Annotated in this window: 22 protein-coding genes; 9 read left to right on the top strand and 13 right to left on the bottom strand. The window is 70.2% G+C overall.

Annotation, left to right across the window (positions count from 1 at the left end; all coding sequences use genetic code 11):
• The first annotated feature begins 25 nt into the window (after nt 1-25).
• Together ccsA and WC971_07615 are read left to right on the top strand one after the other, a co-directional pair.
• Nucleotides 26-997, top strand: coding sequence for a cytochrome c biogenesis protein CcsA (ccsA, locus tag WC971_07620; GenBank protein ID MFA5844682.1), 972 nt, complete (start codon nt 26-28; stop codon nt 995-997).
• 16 nt (nt 998-1,013) lie between these two features.
• On the top strand, nt 1,014-1,640 hold the full coding sequence (locus tag WC971_07615; protein ID MFA5844681.1) for a hypothetical protein: 627 nt from the start codon (nt 1,014-1,016) through the stop codon (nt 1,638-1,640).
• On the opposite strand, the gene WC971_07610 is transcribed toward WC971_07615, so the two are convergent.
• From WC971_07610 to WC971_07595, 4 genes are all read right to left on the bottom strand, one after another.
• On the bottom strand, nt 1,624-3,264 hold the full coding sequence (locus WC971_07610) for a hypothetical protein (GenBank protein ID MFA5844680.1): 1,641 nt from the start codon (nt 3,262-3,264) through the stop codon (nt 1,624-1,626). The two genes, WC971_07615 and WC971_07610, sit on opposite strands and share 17 nt — an antisense overlap.
• 89 nt (nt 3,265-3,353) lie before the next feature.
• Complete coding sequence (locus WC971_07605; protein ID MFA5844679.1) at nt 3,354-3,656, bottom strand: hypothetical protein; 303 nt, start codon at nt 3,654-3,656, stop codon at nt 3,354-3,356.
• A complete protein-coding gene (locus tag WC971_07600) occupies nt 3,649-4,038 on the bottom strand; it encodes a 4Fe-4S binding protein (protein ID MFA5844678.1) in 390 nt (129 codons plus the stop codon). Before WC971_07600 ends, WC971_07605 begins: the two co-directional genes overlap by 8 nt.
• Nucleotides 4,035-4,472: a nitrous oxide-stimulated promoter family protein gene (locus tag WC971_07595; protein ID MFA5844677.1), complete on the bottom strand. Its 438-nt coding sequence runs from the start codon at nt 4,470-4,472 to the stop codon at nt 4,035-4,037. Before WC971_07595 ends, WC971_07600 begins: the two co-directional genes overlap by 4 nt.
• A 138-nt stretch (nt 4,473-4,610) precedes the next feature.
• Between WC971_07595 and WC971_07590 the strand changes: the two genes are divergently transcribed.
• The gene (locus tag WC971_07590; protein ID MFA5844676.1) at nt 4,611-5,324 is read left to right on the top strand and encodes a Crp/Fnr family transcriptional regulator; all 714 of its coding nucleotides are present in this window, start codon (nt 4,611-4,613) and stop codon (nt 5,322-5,324) included.
• Here the strand turns inward: WC971_07590 and WC971_07585 are convergent.
• Genes WC971_07585 through WC971_07575 form a run of 3 tightly spaced genes read right to left on the bottom strand, consistent with a single transcriptional unit; the run spans nt 5,309 to nt 8,633 of the window.
• The gene (locus tag WC971_07585) at nt 5,309-6,049 is read right to left on the bottom strand and encodes a hypothetical protein (GenBank protein ID MFA5844675.1); all 741 of its coding nucleotides are present in this window, start codon (nt 6,047-6,049) and stop codon (nt 5,309-5,311) included. The genes WC971_07590 and WC971_07585 overlap by 16 nt on opposite strands.
• Nucleotides 6,046-7,080, bottom strand: coding sequence for a hypothetical protein (locus WC971_07580; protein ID MFA5844674.1), 1,035 nt, complete (start codon nt 7,078-7,080; stop codon nt 6,046-6,048). The genes WC971_07585 and WC971_07580 overlap by 4 nt, the downstream gene beginning before the upstream one ends.
• A 32-nt stretch (nt 7,081-7,112) precedes the next feature.
• Nucleotides 7,113-8,633: an ATP-binding protein gene (locus tag WC971_07575; GenBank protein ID MFA5844673.1), complete on the bottom strand. Its 1,521-nt coding sequence runs from the start codon at nt 8,631-8,633 to the stop codon at nt 7,113-7,115.
• 269 nt (nt 8,634-8,902) lie between these two features.
• Between WC971_07575 and WC971_07570 the strand changes: the two genes are divergently transcribed.
• Nucleotides 8,903-9,877, top strand: coding sequence for a WYL domain-containing protein (locus tag WC971_07570; GenBank protein ID MFA5844672.1), 975 nt, complete (start codon nt 8,903-8,905; stop codon nt 9,875-9,877).
• Nucleotides 9,870-10,808, top strand: a complete 939-nt coding sequence (locus WC971_07565; GenBank protein MFA5844671.1) for a WYL domain-containing protein — start codon at nt 9,870-9,872, stop codon at nt 10,806-10,808. Before WC971_07570 ends, WC971_07565 begins: the two co-directional genes overlap by 8 nt.
• Before the next feature lie 3 nt (nt 10,809-10,811).
• On the opposite strand, the gene WC971_07560 is transcribed toward WC971_07565, so the two are convergent.
• The 4 genes from WC971_07560 to WC971_07545 form a co-directional block, all read right to left on the bottom strand.
• Nucleotides 10,812-13,709 carry a helicase C-terminal domain-containing protein gene (locus WC971_07560; GenBank protein ID MFA5844670.1) on the bottom strand — a complete coding sequence of 966 codons (2,898 nt, stop codon included), beginning with the start codon at nt 13,707-13,709 and terminating at the stop codon, nt 10,812-10,814.
• A gap of 70 nt (nt 13,710-13,779) precedes the next feature.
• Complete coding sequence (locus WC971_07555) at nt 13,780-14,322, bottom strand: hypothetical protein (protein ID MFA5844669.1); 543 nt, start codon at nt 14,320-14,322, stop codon at nt 13,780-13,782.
• 237 nt (nt 14,323-14,559) lie between these two features.
• Nucleotides 14,560-16,410: a ferrous iron transport protein B gene (gene feoB / locus WC971_07550; protein ID MFA5844668.1), complete on the bottom strand. Its 1,851-nt coding sequence runs from the start codon at nt 16,408-16,410 to the stop codon at nt 14,560-14,562.
• Between the two features lies 1 nt (nt 16,411).
• On the bottom strand, nt 16,412-16,690 hold the full coding sequence (locus WC971_07545; GenBank protein ID MFA5844667.1) for a ferrous iron transport protein A: 279 nt from the start codon (nt 16,688-16,690) through the stop codon (nt 16,412-16,414).
• A gap of 331 nt (nt 16,691-17,021) precedes the next feature.
• Here WC971_07545 and WC971_07540 point away from each other — a divergent pair, with 331 nt between their 5' ends.
• Together WC971_07540 and WC971_07535 are read left to right on the top strand one after the other, a co-directional pair.
• Nucleotides 17,022-19,775 carry a cation-translocating P-type ATPase gene (locus tag WC971_07540; protein ID MFA5844666.1) on the top strand — a complete coding sequence of 918 codons (2,754 nt, stop codon included), beginning with the start codon at nt 17,022-17,024 and terminating at the stop codon, nt 19,773-19,775.
• Nucleotides 19,776-19,784: 9 nt separating this feature from the next.
• Entirely contained in the window at nt 19,785-21,284 is a 1,500-nt protein-coding gene (locus WC971_07535) for a PAS domain-containing sensor histidine kinase (protein MFA5844665.1), read from the top strand.
• Nucleotides 21,285-21,291: 7 nt separating this feature from the next.
• Here WC971_07535 and WC971_07530 read toward each other — a convergent pair whose 3' ends face one another.
• Together WC971_07530 and WC971_07525 are read right to left on the bottom strand one after the other, a co-directional pair.
• Complete coding sequence (locus WC971_07530) at nt 21,292-22,215, bottom strand: D-alanine--D-alanine ligase (GenBank protein MFA5844664.1); 924 nt, start codon at nt 22,213-22,215, stop codon at nt 21,292-21,294.
• The gene (locus WC971_07525; protein ID MFA5844663.1) at nt 22,212-22,781 is read right to left on the bottom strand and encodes a hypothetical protein; all 570 of its coding nucleotides are present in this window, start codon (nt 22,779-22,781) and stop codon (nt 22,212-22,214) included. Before WC971_07525 ends, WC971_07530 begins: the two co-directional genes overlap by 4 nt.
• A 305-nt stretch (nt 22,782-23,086) precedes the next feature.
• Here WC971_07525 and WC971_07520 point away from each other — a divergent pair, with 305 nt between their 5' ends.
• Together WC971_07520 and WC971_07515 are read left to right on the top strand one after the other, a co-directional pair.
• Complete coding sequence (locus WC971_07520) at nt 23,087-24,193, top strand: trypsin-like peptidase domain-containing protein (protein MFA5844662.1); 1,107 nt, start codon at nt 23,087-23,089, stop codon at nt 24,191-24,193.
• 101 nt (nt 24,194-24,294) lie between these two features.
• On the top strand, nt 24,295-24,801 hold the full coding sequence (locus WC971_07515; GenBank protein ID MFA5844661.1) for a ferritin family protein: 507 nt from the start codon (nt 24,295-24,297) through the stop codon (nt 24,799-24,801).

Here is a 24,801-nt window from a genome sequence, read left to right as displayed (position 1 = left end):
CGCGTCACCCACGCCCCGGAGCGAAATGGTCCCCGTCAGCCCCATCTTCGGCGCCCTCGACGCGTCGCTCGCCCGCCTGGCGGCGGCGGGCGGCCCCCTCGGCTGGGTCGTTCTCGCCGCGGCTGCCGCCGTCGTCGCGACCGCCGCGATCCCCGCCTGGAGGCCCACCGCCCTGCGGCGCTCGCTCGCCGTGCTCGCCCTCGCCCTCACCGCCGGCGAGGGTCTTCTCGCGTGGTTCCACCGGAGGCTCTGGGAGATCGCCGTCGTCACCGATCCCGTGAGCGGCTCCGTCACCGGTCACGTGGCGGTGCCTCTGTGGGTAGAGTCGGAGAAGCTGTACGTCTGGGCGCTCATCCTCGCCGTGATGGCACTGCTCGCACGGCGACATCGTGATGACATCGTCACGATCGTCGCACCGGTCGTCGCCGTGCTCGCCGTCGGCGCCGTCGTCTGGGGAAGGCCCTTCACCGACCCTCTCCCGCAGTTCCTGGCGCAATACCGAGGCTACCTCGCGGCGGCCGGATTAGGAGACCTCGCCGTCGCGTCGGCGACCTTCCAGGGTATGGAGGGCGCGCGGCGCTTCTACTACGGGACCTGGTACATGTGGGTCCATCCGCCGCTGCTCTTCCTGAGTTACGGAGCGTTCGTCATGTCGTTCGCGGCCACGGCCCGCATGATCGCCGAGAGGCGCTCGACCTACGAGACCACGGCCTACGACTGGATGAAGCTCGGGTATCTCCCTCTGACCGCCGGGATGCTCCTCGGGTTCCCGTGGGCGGTGCTCGCATGGCCAGGCGAGTCGTGGTGGTGGTCGGGCAAGGTCAACATGTCGATCATGCTGTGGCTGCTCTACACCGCGTGCCTGCACGCGAGGCTGTACCTGCGCCGGCGCGGCATGTGGCGAGTCGTCGCCGCGCTCGCGGTCCTGTCGTTCGTGGTGCTCGTGCTCACGTATCTCACGACCTACGTCGTGCCGGGCGCGCACTCGATAGCGTGAGCGAAGGGGGACGGTCATGACCGACACCGGGACGTCGCCCTCGCGCGGGGGCTGGGACTACACGCTCATGCTCGGCACCTTCGCCCTGCTCGGCGCCCTCGGGGTGCAGTCGTTCGCTGGCACGCTTTGGGCGTGGTGGGCGCAGCGCTCGGCCCCGGACTGGCCCACGACCGGATACCCCGGATTCGTCGTGATGATGAATGCCGTCGCGGCGCCGCTCGTGGTCGCCCTCGTCGTGGTGATGGGGCTGTGCGTGCCGAAGCGGCTGCTCGCGAGACGGGCGCTCGTCGTCGCCTCGGCGATGATGCTCCTGGTCGGCTTCGGGGTGTGGGGAGCGACGGGACGTCTCGCGTACGGCCTCGGCGCCTACCTGGCGGCGGCCGCGGTCCTCCAGGCGGCGGTGGTCGTGCTGACGCTCGCCGGAGCGCCCTCGCTGCGCTACCTCACCGAAGGCCGGCTGACGAAGGCGGGCTCGGGACTGCTCCACCTCGGGTTCGTCCTCTTCGCGCTCGACATCGTGGCGCTGCAGAGCTCCCGCGCGCTGCTCCCGGTCTTCTGGGTGTCCGCGGGCGCGACGATGTGCGGCACGGTGATGTCCTTCTACGCGGAAGGGATCGGGCGCACGCTCAGAGCTCGCGGATGATCGCCGTCACGAGATCGGATGCGGCGTCGATCGTCTCCGTGGCGACGGAGTCGCCGTCGTCGGGGCCCCAGTGACGTGCGGGCACACGTCCGTTGATGTCGAAGGCCGTGATGGTCATCGCCCGGAAGCCCCGTGCTAGCGCCGCGGCGGCGTCCGTTGGCCACGTCCGGTGCTCTCGACCTTGGTACGGGAGCTTGCCGTCGCGGACGACGCGCTTCGCTGCGCCCGACAGACGGCGGTCGCATCCGCGCCTTCGGCCGACCCCTTCGTCCGTCACCCATGCGAGCGTCCCGGCGCCCACGCACTCCAGGTCGACGATGAGCGCGTCGCGCAGGTCCTCGCCGTATTCCGCCAGTAGCGCGCGCATCCCCCACTGACCGGCCCCCGCAGCGCCCGTCGCGACGAACCAGACCTCTTTCTCGCTCAGAGCGTGATCGACGCCGCTCGTCACGCGTCGGCGGATCCGCGCCGCCTCGGACGCGGCGAACTCCGGATCGTCCAGGCCCTCGGAGCCGGCCGAACCGCCCTTCCAGCCCGACCCGTCGTCCGGCTCCTCGCCGAACTGGTCCCAGGAGCCGATCTTGCGTCCCTCGTCCCGGGCGTCGAACCCGCCTTCGACGCCGAGCCAGTCCGAGACCGACTCGCGCGGGCGCGACTTGTGCCACGTGGGTTCCGTCACCGGCGAGGGCTCGGAGGATCGCGGCGCCTCTTCGAAGCCCATCTCTTCCTGCCCATGGCCGGGAAGCCGGGCCGGCTCGGTCCACTCGACGTCACCGAGAAGGTCCACCGGTTCGCGCGGGGTCGAGACCGGCGTGTACGACAGGATGCTGTCCTCGGGGACGACCTGGGCCGCCCAGGCCTCCTCCTCCGTGTGCCGAACGGGCTCCGCGACCGGCTCGTAGGGCGCGGACTCGGGCTCGGGGACGAGGCGCTCGAGCACGCCGAACATCGCGGCCACGCCGGAAGCGTTGTCGTTGCCTCCGGCGCTTGCGCGAGTGAACAGCTCGCGATGGATACCCGTCGCCACCAGCAGGAGCATGGGCGCCGCGAGCACGAGCGTCGCGTACCACGTCCATGGGCGCAGGTCCTTCAGCCACGGCAGACGGGCCGCCGCGATGGCGAGGGGCACCAGGAAGACGGACGCCTTGAGGGCCGCCCACGCGAGGGGGACGTGCCGCGCCAGGCTGGGAGTGAACGCGAGCACCGGACGCGCGGAGTCGTAGTGGGCCACCACGACGACCCTTACCGAGCGCTCGCCCCGACGCACTTTCGGGACCCATCGGGCGATGACGTTCTGGCTCGGGCCCTTCGGCATGAGAGACGTCAGGCCCCAACGGGTGTCGAGGTCCGAGAGCATCACGAGGGCGGCGACCAGAGCCACGGCGACGGCCGGCCACGGCTGCCAGCGAGACGCGACCGCCGAGCCGATCGACAGGAGGCCGTAGAGCACGAAGGCCCACGAGTAGGTCCTGGGGCAGTCGAAGTCCTGCCGCTCGACCGGGATACCGCGGCCCTCGAACACATGCTGCACGTAGTCGGCGGCCCGCGCTTCCGCGTCGGTCGTCGCGGGCCGCGGCCCGATGGTCGCGGCGAGTCTGGTCAGGTGCTCGTTGTCGGCGCCCATGGCTCCCCCCGATGGCTGGAGCGCACGCCGGGCGGCGCGCGCCGGGCGTGTCTAGACTAGCACGGAGAAGCGCCGGAGCGGAGCGCGGGTCACGGAGTGCGGGCGCCCGTCGGCACTCCGTCTTTGTGACATCCGGCGCACTGGTTCATGCGATAGGAGGCGTGCTCGGCGACGACCTTCTCGTCATCGCTGTGGCAGACGCACCCGGGGATGCGTATCGCGAGCGGACTCGACGGATCCGGCGCCGGCACGTCCACCGCCGCGCTCGTCGCTCTCGGCGCCTGCGGCGCGCCGAAGGCGTAGACGAAGGCGCCCGCGGCCACGAGCAGGGCGAGGACGGCGAGCGCGAGCGCGAGCCGGCGCCGCGCGACGCGGGTCATCCGTCTAGCCATGGATGAGCGAAGGCAGGCACCGCGTGCAGACCCACGTGCTCGTACCCTCTGTGCGCACCGGGAGCAGCGGCACCCTGTCCTCGTCGACACCGCAACGGAAGCAGTTCTGCGGTATGTAGGTCCTCGGATGCGCCGACGCCTCGGCCTCCACGGCCTCATGATCGAACGGGACGGACTCGCGTGCCTCGATGGTCAACGCGCCCGTCGGGCAGACACCCAGGCAGAACCCCGCACCATCACAGAGCTCCTCCCGCAGGACGCGGGCCTTACCGTCGACGAGCACGATGGCTCCTTCGGCGCACGGGCTCACGCACAGCCCGCAACCGGTGCACAGGTCCTCGTCGATCCGCACGATCTGACGCGTCACGGTCGCTTCTCTCATCGGGACCTCTCCTCACTGTCGGGGACCGCCGCCTTCGCTTTCGCAGCGGCCCTGCGTCCTTCGATCAGATGTCTCAGGCCGTCGATGGCGTGCCCACGGAACATCGAACGAGGTCCCGCGTAGCGCATGACCTCGCGCATGCTCTCTCGCATGTCGGCCCTGTAGCAGTGGGTGTCGCAATAGCTGCAGAACGGCTTCGGGTCCTTCGGACAGTAGGCGCGCCGCTTCTCCGCATACCGCAGGAGTTCGGCGCACTCGTCGCAGACCTTGGGAACGCGCGAGTAGACACCCGCGGCGACACCGTCGCTCGCAAGCGCTCGGCGGTCCCTGCCAGCATGGCGGCCGCGGCAGTAGATGGCGCAGAAGTCTCCGAGGAGCCGCGTGTCCGAGACCGCCTCCTCCCGCGTGATGCGCTGCGCGAAGCGTTCCTCCATACCCGAGGCCTCCCGTCGGTCGTCCCCGCGCCACGCGCGGCGACATCGTCCGCAGTGATGCTACCCCGCTTCGCCCCGACAGTTCCTTGACGGACGTCAAGCCGGGGGAGAATCTTGGCGGCGAGGGAGGGGATGACGATGGCCGAGTCCGAAGTACGTCCGGACGTCCTCGCCGCCCTGCGAGCATGTCGCCTGTGGCACTCGGCATCCGAGGGATCGCTGATCTCGCTCGCCGCGACCGCACGTGTGCTCCAGGTCGCGCGCGGCACGTTCCTCGCCCGCGAGGGCGACGTCGCGGAAGGGTTCGGCGTCGTGGTCCAGGGGACGGTGCGCATCGCGCACGTCGCGCCCGACGGCCGCACGATGACCTTCGAGGTCGCCGGAGCGGGGGACGCCGTAGGCGTCATGGCCGCGCTCGCCGGGGGAAGGCACCCAGCGACCATCGAGGCGACGACACCCGCGGTGGTGGCGTGGATGGCGCGCGGCGCGCTCCTCGACCTCGCCGGCACGGACCCCGGCGCCGCGCGCACGATGCTGGTCTCGCTGGCGAGGAAGCTCGTCGACCTGACCACGGTCGTGCAGACGCTCTCGCTCGACGTCCCCTCGCGCGTCGCGCACTACCTCTTCCAGCGTTCGCTGGCCGCGGGCCGCGCCACGAGCGAGGGTCTCGAGATCGACCTCGGGATGCGCAAGGCCGACCTCGCCGCATCGCTCGGAACCGTCCCCGAGACGGTCTCGCGCGCGCTCGCGAGACTCAAGTCCGACGGCATATTGGACGTGCGGGGCCGCACCATCGTCGTCTTCGACGTCGGTGCGCTGGCGCGTCTCGGCTCCGGTTACGAGGAGGGCTGACCCTTCGCGACGCGCTGCTTCACGGCCTTCGCGCCCTTCTCCAGGGTCCCCGCGACCAGGAATCCCCACAGCAGGATCGCCGAGGCGACCATCTCCGCGGGATAGAGCCCGACCGTGCTCCCCGCGCGAGCCATCGAGCCCGCCCCGGCGATGATGAGCGTACCCACGGCGATGAGGACGTTCCCCCACATGCGGTACTTGTACTCGTTCTTGGCTGAGAACCGCCACGCCGAGACGATGGCGCCGCCGAGCAGCAGGAGCGTGCCCGGGATGTTGAACGTGAACGACATGACCCGCGGGAATCCCATCGTGGCGCCCATCGCCTTTCCGCCGACCGTGATGCCCGGCTTGAGCATCTCGACGTCGACGGGGTGCGTGAACGTCCCCCAGAGGAAGACCGCGATGAGCACGATGTTGATGGCAAGGTAGACGTCGCCCCAACGCCGGTTCTTCGCCATGAGGTAGAGGGTGCCCAGTCCGAGGAATCCGACCATGCTGGCGGCGAGGACGAGGTAGAGGCGGTAGACGGTCGGGTCCCAGTGCTGGGAGAACTCCGACCAGAACTCCATCGCCGCGGCGACCGCATAGATGAGCAGCCCGACGCTCCATGCCAGCTGGTGCGGCTTGCGTCTTGCCAGCCACTGCCTGAAGACGAGCGCTGTGTAGACGAGCCCGAGAAGTGCCGTGGCGAGCGGCCAACCCCATCCCGACCAGAACCCTGTCACTCCGAACTCCCCCCTTGCGCTGCCTTCAGCGCAGTGTCCGCGGCCGTCGCGGCTTCGCGCGCGGCCTTGTACGCCTCGGTCGCGTCCTTCGTCAGACCGTCGAACGCCGCGGCGACCACATCGGTCGGACCGTCGGGCAGCGCCTTGTACAGCGCCTCGACCTGCTTCTCCTGCACGTTGTACTTGTCGATGAGCCTGTTCGCCGCGGTCTTGTTCCCCGCCAGCCACAGCGTGTCGATCTGCTTCGACGTCACGAGCACGGCGATCTTGCGGTCGCAGTACGTGATGAAGGCGCCGAAGCCCGCCTCGGGGAATGCGGCCGTGGCCATCTGGAACCGCTTCTTCGCGATGGCGAGCTTCTCGCGCGCCTGCACGGTCAGGATCGAAGACGCGGCGACACCCGTGTTGGTGTGCAGGTTGTACTTGTCGTCCGCCTTGCTGACGAGCTTCTCCGCCGCCAGCACGTAATCCCAGCCCTGGCGGGCAGGGCCTAGCGCCAGAGCGGCCTTCTCGTTCGCGGACACGAGGACCTTGCCGGCGGTCAGCATGTCGACCCGCGCGGAGACGACGCCGAGGACCGCGGCGGCGGTCTTCGCCTCATCGTCCGAGAGGTCGGGCTTCGCCTCCTCGACGAGCCCCTTCGCCTCCTTCAGGTCCTCGAGGGCGGGCTCGATACGAGCCCCCGCGGCCTTGGCGCGCTGCGCGAGCTCGGGTGTGACCTCCGCTTGCACGATCGCGTCGACCTCGGTGACGACCGGTTCGGAACTCGTCATCAGGTCGATCGCCTGTTCGACCTTCTTCTCCGCTGCGGCCTGCTTGCCGAACACCGGCGCCAAGAAGGCGACGCCGACGCCCGCGCACGCGCACAGGAGCAACAGCACGGCGATGACGACGATCAGTACCACCTTGCCTCCGCGGCGCGGCGCCGTGGCGGGCGTGTAGCCCCCCGGCGGAGCGTACGTCGGCGGCAGGGGCGGCGGTGCGGCCGCTTGCGGCGACGGGGCGGCGGGCATGTCGTTAGTGGGGTCCATCGCGTCCTCCCTCTCGCTCAAGACCTGCGGACCTAGCGATCGTCACCGAGAGGCAACCGGATGGAGAACGTGCTCCCCTTCCCGGAGTTGCGGCGCGCCTCGACTCGACCTCCATGAGCGTCGGCGATTGCCCGCACGATGTAAAGGCCGAGCCCGGTCCCGGTCGCATGGCGCACATCGTCCGGCTCACCCCGAGCGAATCGCTCGAAGAGTTCCGGCAGGAGGGCCTCGTCGATCCCGACGCCGCCGTCCGAGACGGAGAGTACCCCCTCCAGCCCATCGGCGAACGCTGAGACGAGGACGTCCTCCCCGGCAGGAGAGTATTTCACCGCGTTCGACAGGAGGTTCGCAAGCGCCTGCTCGAGCCGGCGCCGGTCGGCGCGCAGGCAGGGCATCGACGCGTCTACATCAAGGACGAACCGGTGCCCGCCTCGCATCGACTCGAAGCGCGCGACGACCTCCGTCGCGAGCGCGGGGAGTTCGGCGGGCTCCTCGTCGAGTGCGAGCCCCTCGGTCTCGATCTCGGTCACGAGCAGGAGGTCGTCCACGATCTCCGACATCTCCCTTGCGCGGGCCTCCAGCGCCGTAGCCACGCGCGCCCGGCTCGCGGGATCTTCGATCACCTCGGGGCGGAGCATGAGCTGTGCGTAGCCGAGCACGGCGGTGAGCGGATTGCGGAGCTGCTGGGAGGCGAGAGCGGTGAACCGCCCCTGGACCGCCTCGAGACGGCTGTCGTGCGCGAGATCGCGCATGACATGGACGACGCCCGTCGCGTGCCCGTCGCCGTCGCGGCATGGGAGTGAGGTGACGAGCACGTGGATGCGCGATCCGTCCTTCCGGACGTGGATGTCGTTCCCGTCCGCGACGACCCCTCGCGATGCGACGCGCCGTATCTCTTCGACGGCTCGACCACGTGAGCGCGAGGCGAACATCGGCAGCATCGAGCCGATAGCCTCTTCCGCCGTCCATCCGTAGAGCCGTTCGGCGGCCGGATTCCATCTGCGCATGATGCCGTCGAGGTCCGCGAAGAAGATCGCATCGGAGCAGGCATCGAACATCCTCATCGCCACCCGGGCCCACTCTTCGAACTCACGGATGCGACGCTGCAGATCGTCGCCCTCGCCCAGTGAGACGATCGTGGCGACGATGGCGTCTCGGACCGCGTCGAGCGGGGTCTCGGAACACGCCTCGGCGACCGGCCCCGCCACCACGACGACGCCGGAAGCGTGACGGAAACCGGCGAGCGGGAGTACGGCGTAGGTGCCCGGGTCCGCATCCGACGCGAGCGGGTCCTCCACGAAGGATGTCCTCTCGAGCGCGATGGCCCGCGCCAGTGCCGGGTAATCCGAGACAGGCCTCGGAGAAGGCGTCTCCCCGTCGGGGATACCGCCGCGGACCCTGAGGGTCCCGTCCTTGTCCACGGTCAGCATGTAGATCCTCGGGGCGCCGAGCGTCCGGCGCAGGTCCTCGGCGAGGCGCACCATGACGGCTCGCTCGGCTTCCTGAGCGGCACCGACACCCGGCTCGTCCCCGCCGAGAGCGCCTGTCAGCATATCCCCCCACCCCGCCTCGACCCGATGACCGGCCCTTGCGACCGTTCCTTTGTAGCCCCCGACGCCCTGCGAGGCAAGGCGCTCGCGAGAGCAATCCTGGCATGCGTGTTGCTTGCCTCGGACGCGAGCAGTGGTGCCCGGCCCATTCCTCCCCCCTCGTGGCCGGGGTACGCCCGCTCGAATAACGAGGCGCGTACCCCCCACGCGCCTCGTTTCCTATTCCTTCAGGTACGATACGCCCGACGGCGGAACCGACCTTGGGGGCGCACGTGACCGACCCCGCCGAACGGCTCGTCAACCTCGCGCTTCTCATCGCCTCGTCCAGGGGAGGCGTCAGCGCGTCCGGCGTGCGCGAGGCCGGGATCGGGTATCCCGAGGGTCAGGACGAACAGGCCTTCCTCCGGATGTTCGAGCGGGACAAGGACGATCTGCGCGCGGCCGGACTCGCCATCGTGGTTGACGGCGGCGACGACGCCGAGCGCTACCGCCTCGACTCCGCATCGACGCCGACCGCCCGGGTGGCCCTCGCGCCTGACGAGGCGGCTCTCGTGCGCGCCGTCGGCGCGGCGTTCGCGGACGACCCCGCTTTCCCGTTGGGCGACGACCTCCTCTTCGCACTCGCGAAGATCGCGCCGCGATCGGCCGAAGGGCCTCCCGCGACGAGTCGCCTCGCGGACGAATCGCCCGAAGGCCAGGGCGCCGACGCCGCCACGCTCGCGGCCGCGGTCGGGGGCCGCAAGCGGGTGCGGTTCGAGTACACCGGCGCCGGCGGCGCGTCCCGCGCCCGCGACGTCGAGCCTTTCGGGCTCTTCTTCCGCGAAGGACGCTGGTACCTCGTCGGACGCGACCGCGACCTCGACGAGGTCCGCGTCTTCGCGGTCTCCAGGATGGGGGCGCTCGCGCCGAACACCGGCTCGCGCAAGACCCCCGACTTCGACGTCGAGCCCGGGTTCGACGTGGCGGACTTCGCCCGTCTTCCTTTCCAGTACGGCCCGACGCCGTTCGAGGCGGTCCTTCGCTTCTCGCCCGACCACGCATGGCGCGCCCCGCGGCTGATCGAGGGCCGGGGCTCGCTCGAGCCGGATCCCGACGGGTCGCTCACCTGGCGTGTCCAGGCCCGCAGCGTCGACCGCCTGCTCAGGTGGGTCGTCGAGAACGGACCGGGGGTCGTCCTCCTCGAGCCGGAGAGAGCGCGCGCGCGGCTCTGTGCCGGCTGCTCGGAGGTGGCCGCGCGACATGGGTAAGCCGACTTCCGCCATGCGCGCCCGCAGGCTCCTGGCGCTGCTCCCCGCCCTGCGAGCGGGAGAGACGCTTCTCGTCGCCGACCTCGCCGCCCGGGTCGGGGCGACCGTGGCGGAGACTGCCGCCGACCTGACCACCCTCGGCTACTGCGGCATCCCCCCGTTCACGCCCGACGACCTTATCGAACTCGACATCTCCGACGGCGAGGTGCGTGTCTTCCTCGGACCCCCCGCGCTCGAGAAGCCGCTGCGGCTCTCGCCGCGCGAGGCCCGCGCCGTCGCCGCCGCGCTGCAGTCGGCCGGAGCGGGACCGGACGATCCCCTCGTCGCACGCCTCATCGCCGCGAGCGGCGCGACCGGACCCGACGAACTGGCGCGCACGGTCAGGGCCGCCGTCGACCCCGGGGGTGTCACCCACGTGTACCGAGTCGTCGCGGGAGCGCTCGAGCGACGAGAGAAGGTCCTCCTCACGCACCTCGGAGGAGGTCGCGACGCGTGCACGAGACGTCTCGTCCATCCGCATCGGCTCTTCAACGAGCGCGGGACGTGGTACCTCGCCGGCTTCTGCGAGCAGGCAGGGGAGGAGCGCACCTTCCGGCTCGACCGGGTCGGTGAGGCACAGACCACAGGCGAGCCGGCGACCGTGGCGGAGAACACGGCCGGCCTCGGCGCTTCGCCCGACTTCATCGGCCTGCCCGTCGCCGAGGTCATGTTCGCTCCCGGCGCCGACCTCGATCCGCGAGACTGGCCGGGCACGACCTTCGACCGCCAGAACGACGGCTCGGTCCTCGCCCACGTCCCGACGGCGTCCGCGGAGTGGCTGGCCAGGCGCGTCGTCGCACGGCTGGGGGAAGCCGAGGTCCTGTCTCCGCCCGACATCCGCGCTGCCGTCGCGGACCTCGCGCGGATGGTCGCCTCCGGCCTGGCCGTCTAGGGACTAGGGCAGCGGTCGCCCGAAGCGCCTGGCGATCTCCTCGCCGACGCGCTGAGCGGGAAGAAGCTCGACATCGCTCACGGGCAGAGCGTCGAGGAACCGCCGTCCGTACCCCCTCGTCACGAGCCGGCCGTCGGCCAGGACGAGACACCCCGTGTCGGTCGAGGAGCGGATGAGCCGGCCCGCGGCCTGCTTCAGCTCGAGTACCGCCGCGGGCAGATAGTAGCGGTCCCACCAGTCGGGGTCGCGCGCTTTGCGTTCCTCGAGGAGCGGCTCGCGCACCTGCCCGAAAGGCAGTTTCGGCACGACGACGCAGCGCAGCGTGTCGCCCTTCGCGTCGAAGCCCTCCCAGAACGAGCGCGTCGCGAACAACGACAGCCGCTCGTCCGCGAGGAACTCGTCGCGAAGACGTTTCCGGGAGACGCCGCGGCCCTGCACCAAGAGCTGGAGCCCTCGCGCGGCGAGCGGCGAAGCGAGTCTCCGGTAGAGCTCGAGCATGTCTCGGCGATTGGTGAAGAGTGTGAGCACCGAACCGCCCATCGCTTCGTGGACATCGAGCAGCAGCCGCTCGAGCCGCTCGAGGCTTCCCGCGGAGCCCGGCTCCTCGATGTCGGTCGGGACGAAGACCGCCATCTGGCGTTCGAAGTCGTAGCTCGAGGCGAGCCTGAGCGTCGCGTGCGACCCTTCGGGCAGCCGGTCGAGACCGACGGAACGCTCGAAATGCGAGAAATCGTCGCCGGCCGCGATCGTCGCCGACGTGTAGACGACGGACGTCAGCTTGGGGTAGAGCTCCTCCGCCAGCATCGCCCCCACGTCCACGGGCTCGGCGCCGATGCGTTCTCCCGGGACGTCCCTGCGCAGGACGATGTGCGCCCGGTAGACGTACTCGTCACTCTCGCCGTCGAGGACCGCGCCCAGGCCCGCCATCTGGTCGGCGAGGCCGATGATCTGTCCCACGAGGTCGAGTCGCTGCTCGGCGAAGGACTCGCCGAGCTCCTCGAGCGCGCCGACGAGCGTCTTGCCCTCGCGCACCACGGAGTCGAGGCGCTTCAGCAGCGAGCGACCGACGCCGGCCGCCGTCCCCCAAGTCCCCGTCTCGCGCAGTCGCGGCGAGATCCGGATGTCGAGGGCCCCGTATCCCCCCGGATCCCCGATACCTTCGCCGATGTCTTTGAGGAAGTCGAAGAACGAAGCGGTCAGGGTGCTCGCCGTGCCGACCTCCGCGACGAGCGTGTCCAGCCGCGCGAGCGCGTCCGCCCCCTCGCTCTTGCGCGAGGAGGCGAGCCTCGTCCTCAACGCATCGAGATACCCGCCCCTCCCGGACTGGTGCAGCCCCCTGAGCAGGCCGCTCAGCTCGGAGCAGGACGCGTCGAGCGAGAGTTGCTTGCGCGCCTCGGCCTCGGCGGAGTGCGCTTCGTCGACCACCCAGTAGCGCAGGGGCGGGAGGATGCCGCCGTTGGCGGTCAGGTCGCGGAAGAGCAGCGCGTGGTTCGTGACGACCACGTGCGCGGTGCACGCCCGCTTGCGTGCGCCATGGAGGAGACAAAGCCCCGGGTAGAAGCGACAACGCTTCTTGACGCACTCGCCGGTCGTCGCGACGACCGCGCGGCGGACCGCCTCCGGCAGATGGATGTTGACCGCCTCTAGATCTCCCCAGGTGGTCTGCGCGGTCCAGGCGAGGAGCGCCGCCGTCGCCGCACGGAGTTCCTCGTCGCCGGCTGCGGGCGTGACCGCCAGCCGAGCGAGTTTGCGCAGGCAGACGTAGTGATCGTATCCCTTGAGCGCCACGTACCGCAGCCCGCCGCCGAGCGCTGCCGCCAGACGAGGGAGCTCGCCGTGGACGAGCTGGTCCATGAGCGTGTTGGTCTTGGTCGCGACCCCGACACCGATGCGGTTGTCCAGCGCGAGGAGCGCGGCGGGCACGAGGTACGCGACCGACTTCCCCACGCCCGTTCCCGCCTCGACCGCGAGGTGACGGCCCTCGGCGAACGCCTCCGCGACTCCGACGGCCATCTGCGACTGCTCCTCGCGCGTCTCGAACCCGTCGTACATCGCGCCGACGAGACCGCCCGCCGCGAACGCCTCCCTCACCCGGTCGGGGTCCGGAGGCTGCACGTCCATCTCGGCGGCGTCGTGCAGAGGCTCCGCGCGGTCGCGGTCGACTCGGGAGCGGCGCGTCCTCACGAGGTCGAGCGAGCGCGCCGGGCGCGCCGCCGCATGATGTGAGAGCAGCGACCGCAGGTCCCATCGCGCCCCGTCGTCAAGCGCAGCCACCGCGCCGAGCACGTCCTCGGGCAGGTCCTGGAGACCCGCGAGCAGCACGCGCCAGACACGGAAGAGCGCCTCGACATCGTCGCCCGCGCGATGGTGATGCGGCAGGGCGACTCCGAACGCCGCGGCGAGGTCCTTCAGACGATGGCTCCGCAGCCGCGGGAGCGCGATGCGGGAGAGTTCGAGCGTGTCGACCCATCCTCCCGCGAGACCTGCTCCGCCGCCGAGCCTGGAAAGGAATCCCCGATCGAAGGACGCGTTGTGAGCGACCATGACCCGACCCCCTACGGCCTCACCGAGTCGCGTCACCGCCGCCTCGATCCGCGGCGCGCCGGCGACGTCGGAGTCGCCGATGCCGGTGAGACGAGTCGTCTCGGCGGGGATCGCGACGCCGGGGTCGACCAGCGTGGCGTATCGGCCCAGCACCTCCGGACCCCGGGCGACGAGCGCGGCGACCTCGATGATGTGATCGCGGTCGGGATCGAACCCGGTCGTCTCCACGTCGACGACCGCGATCTCGTCCTCGAACCCCCAGACCGCGTCCGCCGCGCGCTCGGCGAGCCCCGCGTAAGCGGCGGTCACATCGTCGGGCGTGCCCGGCGCTAGGAAGGCGGCGAGGAGGTCGGTCATGGCCCCCAGACTAGCACGGCGCCCCCACATGGGAGGCGCCGTGCGGACCTTGCTATGCGCGCTCGCGGCGCTACTTCATCTGGACGGTCTTGTCCTTGACGACCCATGCACCCTGGTACTTCACGAAGATCCACTGGGCGCCCCACGTGCCGTTGGCGCCGAGGTTCTGCTCGGCCTCGACCGTCATCTGGTCGCCGGACGTCTTCGACGAGAGGACCTTGAAGGACGCCATCCCGTAGCTGACCTGCGTGTCCTGGAAGCCCTGGACGGTGTTCCCCGTCTGGCTGTCGGTGGGCTGCATCTTGAAGGCCTTGTCCCACTTCTTGTCGAGTATAGCCTGGTAGTACTGGGCGACGTAGTCCTTGGGGAGAACACCGCTCGGGACCTTGGTGGCCTTCGTCGCGTCGAACGGCGCCGTGTCGGCGGCCGCGGGGGCGGCGGCAGCGGCAGCAGCGGCGGCGTCAGCGGTCGTGGCTGCGACGGGCGGGACCGTGGACTGGTTCCCGCGCAACACGAGCACGACGACGATGGCGAGGAGAAGGACGGCGACGCCAGCCAGCAGGTAGACGATCGTCTGCTGCTGGTTCTGGCCGCCGGTCGGCGTATCGGACATCGGGATTCCTTTCATCCAACGGAGGGCCGCGGCGGCGCCGCGCGCCCGAACACTATACGACGCTTCGGACCTTCGGCGCCACCGGGCAGCCCGTGCAGCCCGCGCAACCGCCCGCGCAAGCCGGGAGGACGAACGCCCCGCAACGGACGCATCGTGGCCCCTCGGTGACGAGCCCGCACCCCGGACACCGCAAGCCGCGTGCCGGGGCGTCGGCGGGCATCTTCTTCGCGTGCCGCATCACGCCACCCCGACGATCCGGGCGATGATGCCCCCCAGCAGGAACGCGAGGCCGAGTGAGGCGCCGAGCAGGCCCGCGAGGTAGCCCGCGCCCCGCTCCTTCATGATGACCATCACCGACGCGATGCAGGGTACGAAGAGCGTGATCGTCACCATCGCGACGAGGAGCTGCGGGTCGGACAGGTGCATGGAGAAGAACCCTGCGGCGCCGAAATCGCGCCGTACGAAGCCCATGACGAACGCCGTCGCGGCCTGCGGAGGCAGCCCCAGCCACCCGACGGTGAGCGGGGTAGCGATGCGCTGGATCCACCCGAGTGCCCCCGTCACGTCGAGCGTCGAGATGAACGCGGCGCCCAGGAGGAAGAAGACCGCGACCTCTCCCATGAAGTGCTTGACCTTCACCGCGGTCTTGCGCGCGATGTTGTCGAGCCGCGGCACTCGCAGCGATGGCAGGTCGATCAGAAGGTCGGTGGACTCGCCGGGAGTCAGGCGCGCGAGCACTGTCCCGACGATCACGAAGACGCCGAGCAACGCCGAGAAGTACGCGGCGGCGTATCCCGGCCCGACGCGCGTCATCAGCGCGGCGATCACCGCGATCTGAGCCGAACACGGCACGGCGATCGCCATGAGCGCGGTGGCGATGAACCGCTCGCGCTTGCTGCCGAGGATGCGCGTCGTCAGCGTCCCCATGGTCACGCACCCGAGGCCGAGGATCAGCGGGATGACGGCCCGCCCGTTCAGACCGACGGAAGCCAACGCGCGGTCCGCGAGCGTGGCGATGCGCGGCAGGTATCCGGTGTCCTCAAGGAGAGCGAGCAGGAGGTAGAACCCCGTGACGAGCGGGAGGATCACCCCGAGCAGATACGTCGGGGTCATCGTCAGAACGCCGAACTCCCCGGCCAGGAACGTGTAGACGGCCGAGCCGCGCGGCGCGACGGTCCCGACAAGACCACGGGCGAACGGCTCCCAGTAGCCCTTCATGACGGTGCCCTCGGTGACGCCGACGAGACCGCCCGCTATCCACTGCCCCAGGACGACGTACATCCCCCACAGCAGTAGCGCGAGCAGGGGCAGCCCGGTGATCGGGCGCAGCATCCAGTAGCCCAGCCTCGCCGCCAGTCCCGCGCCCTCGGTCGTCGAGCGCACGACGCGCTTCGCGAGGGCGTCCACACGGGCGCGCCTGCGCGAGTACAGCTCCTCGCGCATCGTCCCCGGCGACACCCCGTTGCGCGACGAGACGGCCTCGTCGCCTTCGAGCACGAGCAGCGCCTCGGCCCGCGAGCCGATCGCCGCCTCGAGCGGAAGGACCAGGTCCTCGATCTCCGCGTCGGGTCGCGCCGGGCGGGCCCGGTCCAGCGCCGAACGCAACTCGTCGATCCCGGCCCCGCTCACCGCGACCGTCTCGACCACCGGGACGCCGAGGACCTCCTCGAGGAGCTCGCGATCGACGGCGACCCCTTCGCGGCGGGCCTCGTCGGCCATGTTCAGCGCCACGACCATCGGCAGCCCCATGTCCGCGAGCTGCAACGTCAGGAACAGGTCACGCTCGAGGTGCACGGCGTCGACCACGTTGACGACGGTGCCGGCTCCGAGGATGACGTCGCGCGCGACCGTCTCCTCGTCGTTGAAGGAGGAGACCCCGTACACGCCGGGGGTGTCGATCACGTCACGCCCGTCGAGACGGCCGCGCGTCAGCTCCACGGTCGTCCCCGGATAGTTACTCACATCGACATAGACGCCCGTGAGCAAGTGGAAGACCACGGATTTCCCGACGTTGGGATTGCCCACGAGCACGAGCGTGGTCGCGTCGCGGCGCGCCTCGGTCCCGGACGGAGCGTGGCAGGTGGCCATGTCAGGCCGCCTCCGGTGCGGGGGCGACACGGATGCGCTTGGCGAGCTCGCGTCCGACGGCTATCTCCTGACGGCCCGATCTCAGGACGACGGGTCCGGCGGGCAGGACGGTCACGCACGATACGCACGCGCCTTCGCCCATGCCGAACCTGACCGCGTGCATGCGAGCGCGTTCGTCGTCCACTCCGAGGACGACGAGCCGGTCGCCGCGCCGGGCGAGATCGAGGGTGCACGCTGCCGACTGCTCGCATCCGTCGCAGCGGTCGCGTCCTCTCCTCATCCTGATGCGCATCGCGGGCTCCGTTCGCCTCTAGGTATTAGCTGATACTAATCTCTTGTACTGGTGCATGCTAATACCGTGCCATAGCCCGTGTCAACCCTGCCATCTCCCACCCGGAGGCCGCTTGCGCACCGCCCCTCGCTGCACTACCGTAGCCGTGCGAAGGGGAGTAGCGTCCCGCCGGCTCTTCGGCGGGCGGCAGGCCGACAGACCCGGGCGAACGCTGCCCCGGCCCTGCCACCACGGGAGACCGTGACCGCGAGACCTTCGACGGGGCACGACCCGTCGAGGGTCTGCCACACCGATGGAGACGCGGACCCCGGAGGACCCCATGGTCGACGCACCCGCCAGCGAGACGCGCGCCCCGCTCCCCGCATTCCTCGAACCCGCCTCGGAGACGCTCGCGAGACTGTGCGTCGACGCGGATACCGGCCTGGGACCCGAACTGGCTGCCGCTCTTCTCGCCGAGGTGGGACCCAACGAACTCGCTCCGGAGACGCGTACACCCCCGTGGCGTATGCTCCTCGGCCAGTTCAACGACTTCATGATCTGGGTGCTGCTCGCCGCGGTCGCCGTCTCGGCGCTCGAGGGCGAGGTCACCGACGCGGTGGCGATCACCGCGATACTCGTGCTCAACGGCATCCTGGGCTTCGCTCAGGAGTATCGCGCCGAGCGGGCGATGGACGCGCTGAAGGAGCTCTCGGCCCCCACGGCTACGGTGGTGCGCGGCGGCTCGGAGCTGGAGGTCGACTCGCGCGAACTCGTCCCGGGGGACATCGTCCTCCTGGAGGCGGGAGACCGCGTTCCCGCCGACGGGCGCCTCGTCGAGGTCGCGGCATTGCGCACCGAGGAGGCCTCTCTCACCGGCGAGAGCCGCCCCGCCTCCAAGACCGCCGCCGCGGTCACGGACCCGGAGGCGTCGCTCGGGGACCGGATCGACATGGTCTTCGCCGGCACGTCCGTCGCCGTCGGCCGAGGAAGGGTAGTCGTGACCGCCACCGGCCCATCCACCGAGATGGGCAGGATCGCAGGTCTCCTCGCCGAGCAGGAAGAGGAGCGGACTCCGCTCCAGCGCGAACTCAAGGACGTCGGCAAGCGGATCGCGCTCCTCGTCCTCGCCATCGCCGCGATCGTGTTCGCCGTCGGCGTGTGGCGCGCCGCGGCCGGCACCGGGGAGGGCCTGCTCCCAGCGCTCGCGCATGCCGGCTTCCGCGAGCGCGTGACCGTCGCGCTGCTGGTCGCGATATCGCTCGCCGTCGCCGCCATCCCCGAGGGGCTCCCCGCCATCGTCACGGTCGCGCTCTCCCTCGGCGTCCGCCGCATGGCGGAGCGCAACGCGATCGTGAAGAAGCTCCACGCCGTCGAGACCCTCGGGTCGACGACGTTCATCTGCTCCGACAAGACCGGCACCTTGACGCGCAACGAGATGACCGTGCGACGGCTCGTCGTCGGCGAGGATGCCGCTTCGATCGGCAGCGACTGGAGCATCGAGCCCTCCGGGCGCACCTTCGACGGTCCCGACCTGCAACTCCTTCTCGAGGTGGCGGCGTCGTGCAACGACGCCCGGATCGCGGCTGACGGCACGGCCCTCGGAGACCCGACGGAGACCGCGCTGCTCGTCGCCGCGGACCGTCTCGAGGAGCGGCGGCTGCGCCGGAGGCGTGTCGGCGAGGTCCCGTTCGACTCCGAACGCAAACGCATGACGACCGTCCACGCGACCGACGAGGGGCGGGTCGCCTACATGAAGGGCGGCGCCGACGTCGTGCTCGGGCTGTGCGAGAGCGCGAGGCTGCACGGCGAGACGGTGCCGATGACCGACGCGCTGCGCGCGCGCCTTCACGCGGCGAACGAGGGTCTCGCCTCCACCGGCTACCGCACACTCGCCTTCGCGGTGCGCGAACTGGGGCAGGGCGGGCCGGAGCCGGACGAGACGCTCGAGAGCGGCATGACGTACCTCGGCATCATGGGCCTCGTCGATCCAGCCCGCGACGGCGTGAAAGAGGCTGTCGAGCTCTGCCATCGCGCCGGCATCCACGTCGCGATGGTCACCGGGGACCACGCGCTCACCGCCCGGGCTGTCGGGGACGAGATCGGGCTGCTCGAGGGGAAGGAGGTCGTGACGGGGGCGCGCCTCGAGCGCATGGACGACGACGAACTCGCCTCCCTCGTGGAGGACATCCGCATCTACGCCAGGGTCGACCCGGTGCACAAGCTCCGCATCGTCGACGCGCTCAAGCGCCGGGGGCATACGGTCGCGATGACGGGCGACGGCGTCAACGACGCCCCCGCCCTCAAGAAGGCCGACATCGGCGTCGCCATGGGCCGCGTCGGTACCGACGTGAGCCGCGAGGCCGCGGACATGGTGCTCGCCGACGACGATTTCTCCACTATCGTCGTCGCGGTCCGTGAAGGCCGTGTCGTCTACGACAACCTGCGGAAATTCATCCTGTTCCTGCTCTCGTGCAACGTCTCCGAGGTGCTCATCGTCTTCACGACGAGCTTCTTCACCACCAGCCCCGCGCTCCTCCCGCTCCAACTGCTGTGGATCAACCTCGTGACCGACGGTCTGCCCGCGCTCGCCCTCGGGGTCGACCCGCCTTCCCCCCGCGTCATGGAGCGCGCTCCGCGCGCGGCGGACGAGTCGATCCTCACGCGGCGGCGCCAGCTCCAGGTCCTGTGGCAGGGCGCCGCGATCACACTGGGGGGTCTGTCAGCGTGGGTATGGACGGACTTCTTGGCTCCCGGACATGGGCCGGCGAGGGCCCAGACCGTCCTCTTCACCACGATGGTCCTCGCGCAGTTGCTGCACGCCTTCGACTTCCGGAGCGAGACGCGCACCGTGTGGTCGGCCTATTCGCTGCGGAACCGTTGGCTCGTCGCGGCTTTCGCGGGCTCCGCGACACTGCAGTGTCTCGTCGTCTACGTGCCCGCCCTGCAGCGCGTCTTCGGGACGACGGGGCTCGGACCTCAGGACTGGCTCGCCGTGCTCGTGGCGGCGACACTGCCCGTCGCGATCATCGACGCCGTGAAGCTCGCGACAGCCGCTCGTCGGGATGCAGGCGACTCGGTGGGGTCCGACGGGTAGTATCAGGGCATGGGGAGGAGCGACTCACAGGTCCGATCGATGACACGGTCCCGGCCGTCGAGCACGCTGCGCGTCCGGTTCGCGGCCACCGCGGCGGTATCGGCGTTCGGCGGGTTGCTGACGCTCTTCGCCGCGCTCGCCCTGGCCGACAGCGCAGGGTTCGACTTCAGCGCCTTGCCCACATCCACCTTCGCCCTCCTCGCGTTCATCCTCGCGATCGGCGCCGGGGTCGTCGGTATGGCGAGCGGGCTCGCCGCTTCCGACCGCGTCGCGAGATCAGCGCGCGCCTTCCTCGATCATATCCGCTCGCGAGGCAACGCCGCCCTGGAAGGCGAGCCGTACGAGACGCCCCTCGATGTCGACCCACACCTGCCGTTCGAGATGCGCGAACTCGGCACGGTCATCGACGACCTGCTGCGTCAGCTGTCGGCGCACACCGCCGAGTTACGGCGCGCGACCGATCTCGCGTGGCAAGCCGAGGAGTCCCTCGCGGTGGCGGTCGAGAACCTGCCCGATGGCATCGCCCTCCTTCGCGACGGCATCGTGGTGCTCGCGAATCCGGCCGTCTGCTACCTGATCGGCCGCCCCGCGGACGACATCGTCGGCCGCTCGCTGGAGGCCGTCCTCGCCGACGCCGATTTCTTCGGCGAAGACGGAGAAGCCCTCTCGCCAAGCGAGTTGCTGGAGCGCGCCCTGCGCCGCCCGATCGACGTCCGCATCACGCTTCCGGGCCTCGCCGACCGCTGGGTCTCGCTCGCAGCCAGGCGTCCGGGCGGGCACCCTCGTCACGTCGTGCTCACAGCACGCGACGTCGCCGAAGAGCGACGCCGCTCCGATCTTCGCGGAGAGATCCTCTCGCTCGTGTCGCACGACCTTCGCACACCGCTCACGGTCATCACCGGATACATCGACCTGCTCGAGCGCCCGCTCGACCCCGACGCGCGCACACATGCGGCCGAAGGCGCCCGGCGCAGTTCGGTGAGGATGCTCGAACTGCTCGAGGACCTGCTGCGAGCGACGCGCGCGGACGAGGTCTTCGCCCCGCGCACGTTGAGCCCGGTGGACCTCACCGCGCTCGCCGACGAGATGACCGCATCGCTCGCCACCACGGGCACCCAACGGCTCGCGGTGCGCGCCGCCGGGTCGGTCGTCGTGCTCGGAGACCCCCATCGCTTGCGGCAGGCCCTCTCGAACCTCATCACGAACGCCTTCAAGTACACCCCGCCCGCGAGCGTCATCACCATCGCGGTCGGCCGGAAGGACGGACGCGCGACCATCGCGGTCGAGGACGAGGGACCAGGCATCCCCGAGAACGCTCGGACGACCGTCTTCGATCGGTTGAAGCGCCTGGAGGGTGGCGACGTCCCCGGGACGGGTCTCGGGCTCTACATCGTCCAGTCCATCGCGGAGGGACACGGCGGGAGCGCCCGCGTCGAGGACGCGCCGTCGGGCGGAGCGAGGGTCGTGATCGACCTGCCCTTGGCGACCGACGCGGTATCGGACGCCTGACTCCGCGCTACTCCAACGCGAGCCCGACGAGACGATCGCACAGTGCGGGAAACTCGATCCCCGCCGCACGCGCCGCGTCCGGAAGAAGGCTGGTGGACGTCATGCCGGGGATGGTGTTCACCTCGAGGAGCCAGGCCGCGCCGTCCGCGTCGATGATGATGTCCGCACGCGACATCCCGCGGCAGCCGAGAGCACGGTGGGCCTCCAGCGACAGCCGCGCGCATTCCTCGCGGATCGCCTCGCTCACGCGCGCCGGGATGATGTGCTTGCTCATGCCGGGAACGTACTTGGATTCGTAGTCGTAGAACTCGTGCTCGGGCACGATCTCGAGGGTGGGCAGCGCCACGGGCTCATCGTTGCCGAGCACGCCCACGGTGATCTCGACGCCGGAGACGAAGCGCTCGATCAGGATGTCCCGGTCCCAGCGGAACGCCTCTTCGATGGCGCTCGGCAACTCCGAGGCCGCATGCACGATGGAGACCCCGATGGCGGAGCCCTCGTTCGCCGGCTTGACGACGACCTTCTCCCCGAGCTGGGCAAGGATGCGCCCCGGGTCCGCGGACTCGCCGCGACGCAAGACGAGATATTCGGGCGTCGGCAGTCCTGCTTGCGCGAAGACATGCTTCGACATGACCTTGTCCATCGCAAGCGCGCTCGCGAGCACTCCTGAGCCGACGTAGGGGATCTCCAGCAGCTCGAGGAGCCCCTGGACGGTGCCGTCCTCGCCGAATCGCCCGTGGAGACAGATGAAGACGGCGTCCGGCGCGTCCTCGCGCAAGGAATCGATGAAACCGGGATCTCCCGAGTCGATGGTCGTGACCCGATGTCCCGTCTCCCGGAGCGCCGCGGCCACCTGCTCCCCGGTGTGGAGCGAGACTTCCCGTTCGGCGGAACGGCCGCCCATCAACACGGCGACCCTGGGTCGGCTCACCGCAGCGTCCCGAGCCGGAAGTAGTCGAGCAGGAGGAGCGCGGCCCACCACAGGATCACGCCCAAGAGCGTCGCAGAGGCGCCCCTGACGGAGACAGACGCGAGCAGCCCCTTGCGCGATCGCTCGTCTATCCTTCTCGCGACGAGCCAGACCACCAGGACGAGGACCGGCCCCACCGCGGCTAGAGCCGCTCCGACGAACACGACGGCCGGATAGTAATCCGACCCCACGATCGTCCCCTGGAGCGCCGAGGGCCGCAGGGCGAACACCGCGGCGACCGCGAAGACGAACCAGATCGCGGCATATGCGACGAACGGCCATGTGCGTACGGCGCGCGACCGGGCAGCGCCGAGCGGAACGGATGGCTCTGCGGACTCTATCTCCTGTTCGACCGCAGCCAGCGCGATGTCGAGGTCCTCGGTGTCGGAGGTCTCGGCCAGCTCCTCGGGGGCGTCCTCGGGTTCCTCGGCCGGTTCCTCGGCGGCGTCCTCCGGGGTGTCCTCCAGCTGCAACTGGACCGGTTCTTCCGGCTCAGCTTCGTGCCCCGTATCCAGCGTCTCCGACATGCTCCCCCTTCGGACGTGTCCCTACGGGCCAGTCTAGGCCAGGGCGCGGCGGACAGACAACCGCTTCCATCGACGTCGGCGGTTGTGGAGCTTCCGTGTATTATCGTCGCGCGCGGCCCGTGAGCGGCGGCGGCGGCGTACAATACGCCGTGGCTGCGCCGAGCGCAGCGATAGCGTCATGGAAGGTGGACAAGATGGACATCGATGAGAAGACCGCCGTGGAGGCGCCCTCACCTACCTCCCCTCCGGTTCCTATAGCGTCTCGCCCCGGTCATCCGGTACTCGCTTCCGCCACGATAGCGCTGGTGTTCTCCCTTTTCGTCGGCGGTGCCGCAGGGTTCGCCGGCGGTCTCGCCGGAGCTTGGCTCGCCTCGCGCGAAGGAGCTTCCCCGCGAACGGGCACGGTGCGAGTGGTCGGCGGCTCGACGGCCGAGCCCGTCGCCGCCGCCGCGGCGGCGGCGCTGCCGAGCGTCGTGAACATCGACGTCTCGAGCGACGCCACGGTCAAGGGCGGCGAGGGCGGTCTGCCGCAGTCCCATCCCGGCGTGCCGATATCCGGCAGCGGTTCGGGCGTCGCGTTCCGCCGCGCCCCCGAAGGCGGCACGTTCATCCTCACGAACGACCACGTCGTGGAGAACGCCGACAAGATCGTCGTGACCGACACCTCCGGTGAGAAGCACGTCGGCAGGCTCGTGGGCCGCGATGCCGACACCGACATCGCTGTCGTCCGCATCGACTCCTCGCTCCCGCTCGTGAGGCTCGGCGGCTCGGAACCGCCGCCCGTCGGAAGCCTCGTGATCGCGATCGGCTCCCCGTTCGGTCTCGAGCGATCGGTGACCTCGGGTGTCATCTCGGCACTGCACCGCTCGCTACCGGAATCGGCGGGCGGCGGGCAGGGCGTCTACCCCCTCGTCGACGTCATCCAGACGGACGCGGCCATCAATCCCGGCAACTCCGGCGGCGCTCTCGTCGACAGGCGCGGCAGACTCGTCGGCATCAATACCGCCATCTACTCGAGCAGCGGCGCCAACGACGGGATCGGTTTCGCCATACCCGTCCGCACGGCCGCACGCGTCGCCGACGAACTCATCACGACGGGAAAGGTGAGTCACCCGTTCCTCGGCATCGTCGGCCAGTCGGTCGACGAGAAGCTGGCCAAGGAGAAGAAACTCCCCGTCACGGAGGGTGCGCTCATCGTCGAGATCACGAAGGGAACGAACGCCGAGAAGGCGGGGCTCAAGCCCGGGGACGTCGTCGTCGAGCTCGACACCACGCCCATCAGGTCGATGAGCGACCTTATCCTGGCGGTGCGCCGACGCAGTGTCGGCGACCGCGTGACCCTGACTCTCTGGCGCGGCGGCAAGCGCACGACTCTCGAGATGGTCGTGGGGACGAAGCCCGCGACGCTGTAGTCGTCCCTTACGCGCGGCGGCCGCGGCCCCGGGTACATAGGGGATGTGATACCCACGGGTCGGGCGCGTCGCCGCGTTCGCGCGCAGGAAGGGGCACCATCATGGTCGAGAGGTATCGCTGCAAGGGCTGTGGGTACTACCACGTCGGACCGGCGCCCGAGCGCTGCCCGGTATGCGGCGCGCCGAAAGCGTTCTTCGTCGCCTACGAAGGCCCCGGCGACCTGAAGGGCACGAAGACCCTCGAGAACCTGCAGGCGGCGTTCGCCGGCGAGTCGCAGGCCAACCGTCGCTACACGCTCTTCTCGCGGGTCGCGGAGCTCGAGGACCGCGCCGTCGCGAAAGCCGCGTTCGATCGCGCCGCCACGGAGGAGACCGCACACGCTTTCGGCCATCTCGCGTACCTCGGCGCGATCGGCTCGACGGCCGAGAACCTCACGGTCGCGGCCGCGGGCGAAGACTACGAGTGCACCGACATGTACCCCGGTTTCGCCGAGATCGCCGAGGCTGAAGGGTTCCCCGAGATCGCCTACTACTTCCGCGCCCTCGCCGGGTTCGAGAAGTCGCATCGCGAAGAGTACCGCGCCGCGCTCGAGAGCGACGAGGGATAG

It is taken from the genome of Coriobacteriia bacterium (genome assembly GCA_041658765.1).
GTDB lineage: Bacteria > Actinomycetota > Coriobacteriia > Anaerosomatales > JBAZZO01 > JBAZZO01.
This window is presented reverse-complemented; position numbering and strand designations above follow the sequence as displayed.

Coding starts and splice junctions, on each gene's coding strand:
- ccsA (MFA5844682.1), top strand. CDS start 26: ATGGTCCCCGTCAGCCCCATCTTCGGCGCCCTCGACGCGTCGCTCGCC.
- WC971_07615 (MFA5844681.1), top strand. CDS start 1,014: ATGACCGACACCGGGACGTCGCCCTCGCGCGGGGGCTGGGACTACACG.
- WC971_07610 (MFA5844680.1), bottom strand. CDS start 3,264: ATGGGCGCCGACAACGAGCACCTGACCAGACTCGCCGCGACCATCGGG.
- WC971_07605 (MFA5844679.1), bottom strand. CDS start 3,656: ATGGCTAGACGGATGACCCGCGTCGCGCGGCGCCGGCTCGCGCTCGCG.
- WC971_07600 (MFA5844678.1), bottom strand. CDS start 4,038: ATGAGAGAAGCGACCGTGACGCGTCAGATCGTGCGGATCGACGAGGAC.
- WC971_07595 (MFA5844677.1), bottom strand. CDS start 4,472: ATGGAGGAACGCTTCGCGCAGCGCATCACGCGGGAGGAGGCGGTCTCG.
- WC971_07590 (MFA5844676.1), top strand. CDS start 4,611: ATGGCCGAGTCCGAAGTACGTCCGGACGTCCTCGCCGCCCTGCGAGCA.
- WC971_07580 (MFA5844674.1), bottom strand. CDS start 7,080: ATGGACCCCACTAACGACATGCCCGCCGCCCCGTCGCCGCAAGCGGCC.
- WC971_07575 (MFA5844673.1), bottom strand. CDS start 8,633: ATGCTGACAGGCGCTCTCGGCGGGGACGAGCCGGGTGTCGGTGCCGCT.
- WC971_07565 (MFA5844671.1), top strand. CDS start 9,870: ATGGGTAAGCCGACTTCCGCCATGCGCGCCCGCAGGCTCCTGGCGCTG.
- WC971_07560 (MFA5844670.1), bottom strand. CDS start 13,709: ATGACCGACCTCCTCGCCGCCTTCCTAGCGCCGGGCACGCCCGACGAT.
- WC971_07555 (MFA5844669.1), bottom strand. CDS start 14,322: ATGTCCGATACGCCGACCGGCGGCCAGAACCAGCAGCAGACGATCGTC.
- feoB (MFA5844668.1), bottom strand. CDS start 16,410: ATGGCCACCTGCCACGCTCCGTCCGGGACCGAGGCGCGCCGCGACGCG.
- WC971_07545 (MFA5844667.1), bottom strand. CDS start 16,690: ATGAGGAGAGGACGCGACCGCTGCGACGGATGCGAGCAGTCGGCAGCG.
- WC971_07540 (MFA5844666.1), top strand. CDS start 17,022: ATGGTCGACGCACCCGCCAGCGAGACGCGCGCCCCGCTCCCCGCATTC.
- WC971_07535 (MFA5844665.1), top strand. CDS start 19,785: ATGGGGAGGAGCGACTCACAGGTCCGATCGATGACACGGTCCCGGCCG.
- WC971_07525 (MFA5844663.1), bottom strand. CDS start 22,781: ATGTCGGAGACGCTGGATACGGGGCACGAAGCTGAGCCGGAAGAACCG.
- WC971_07515 (MFA5844661.1), top strand. CDS start 24,295: ATGGTCGAGAGGTATCGCTGCAAGGGCTGTGGGTACTACCACGTCGGA.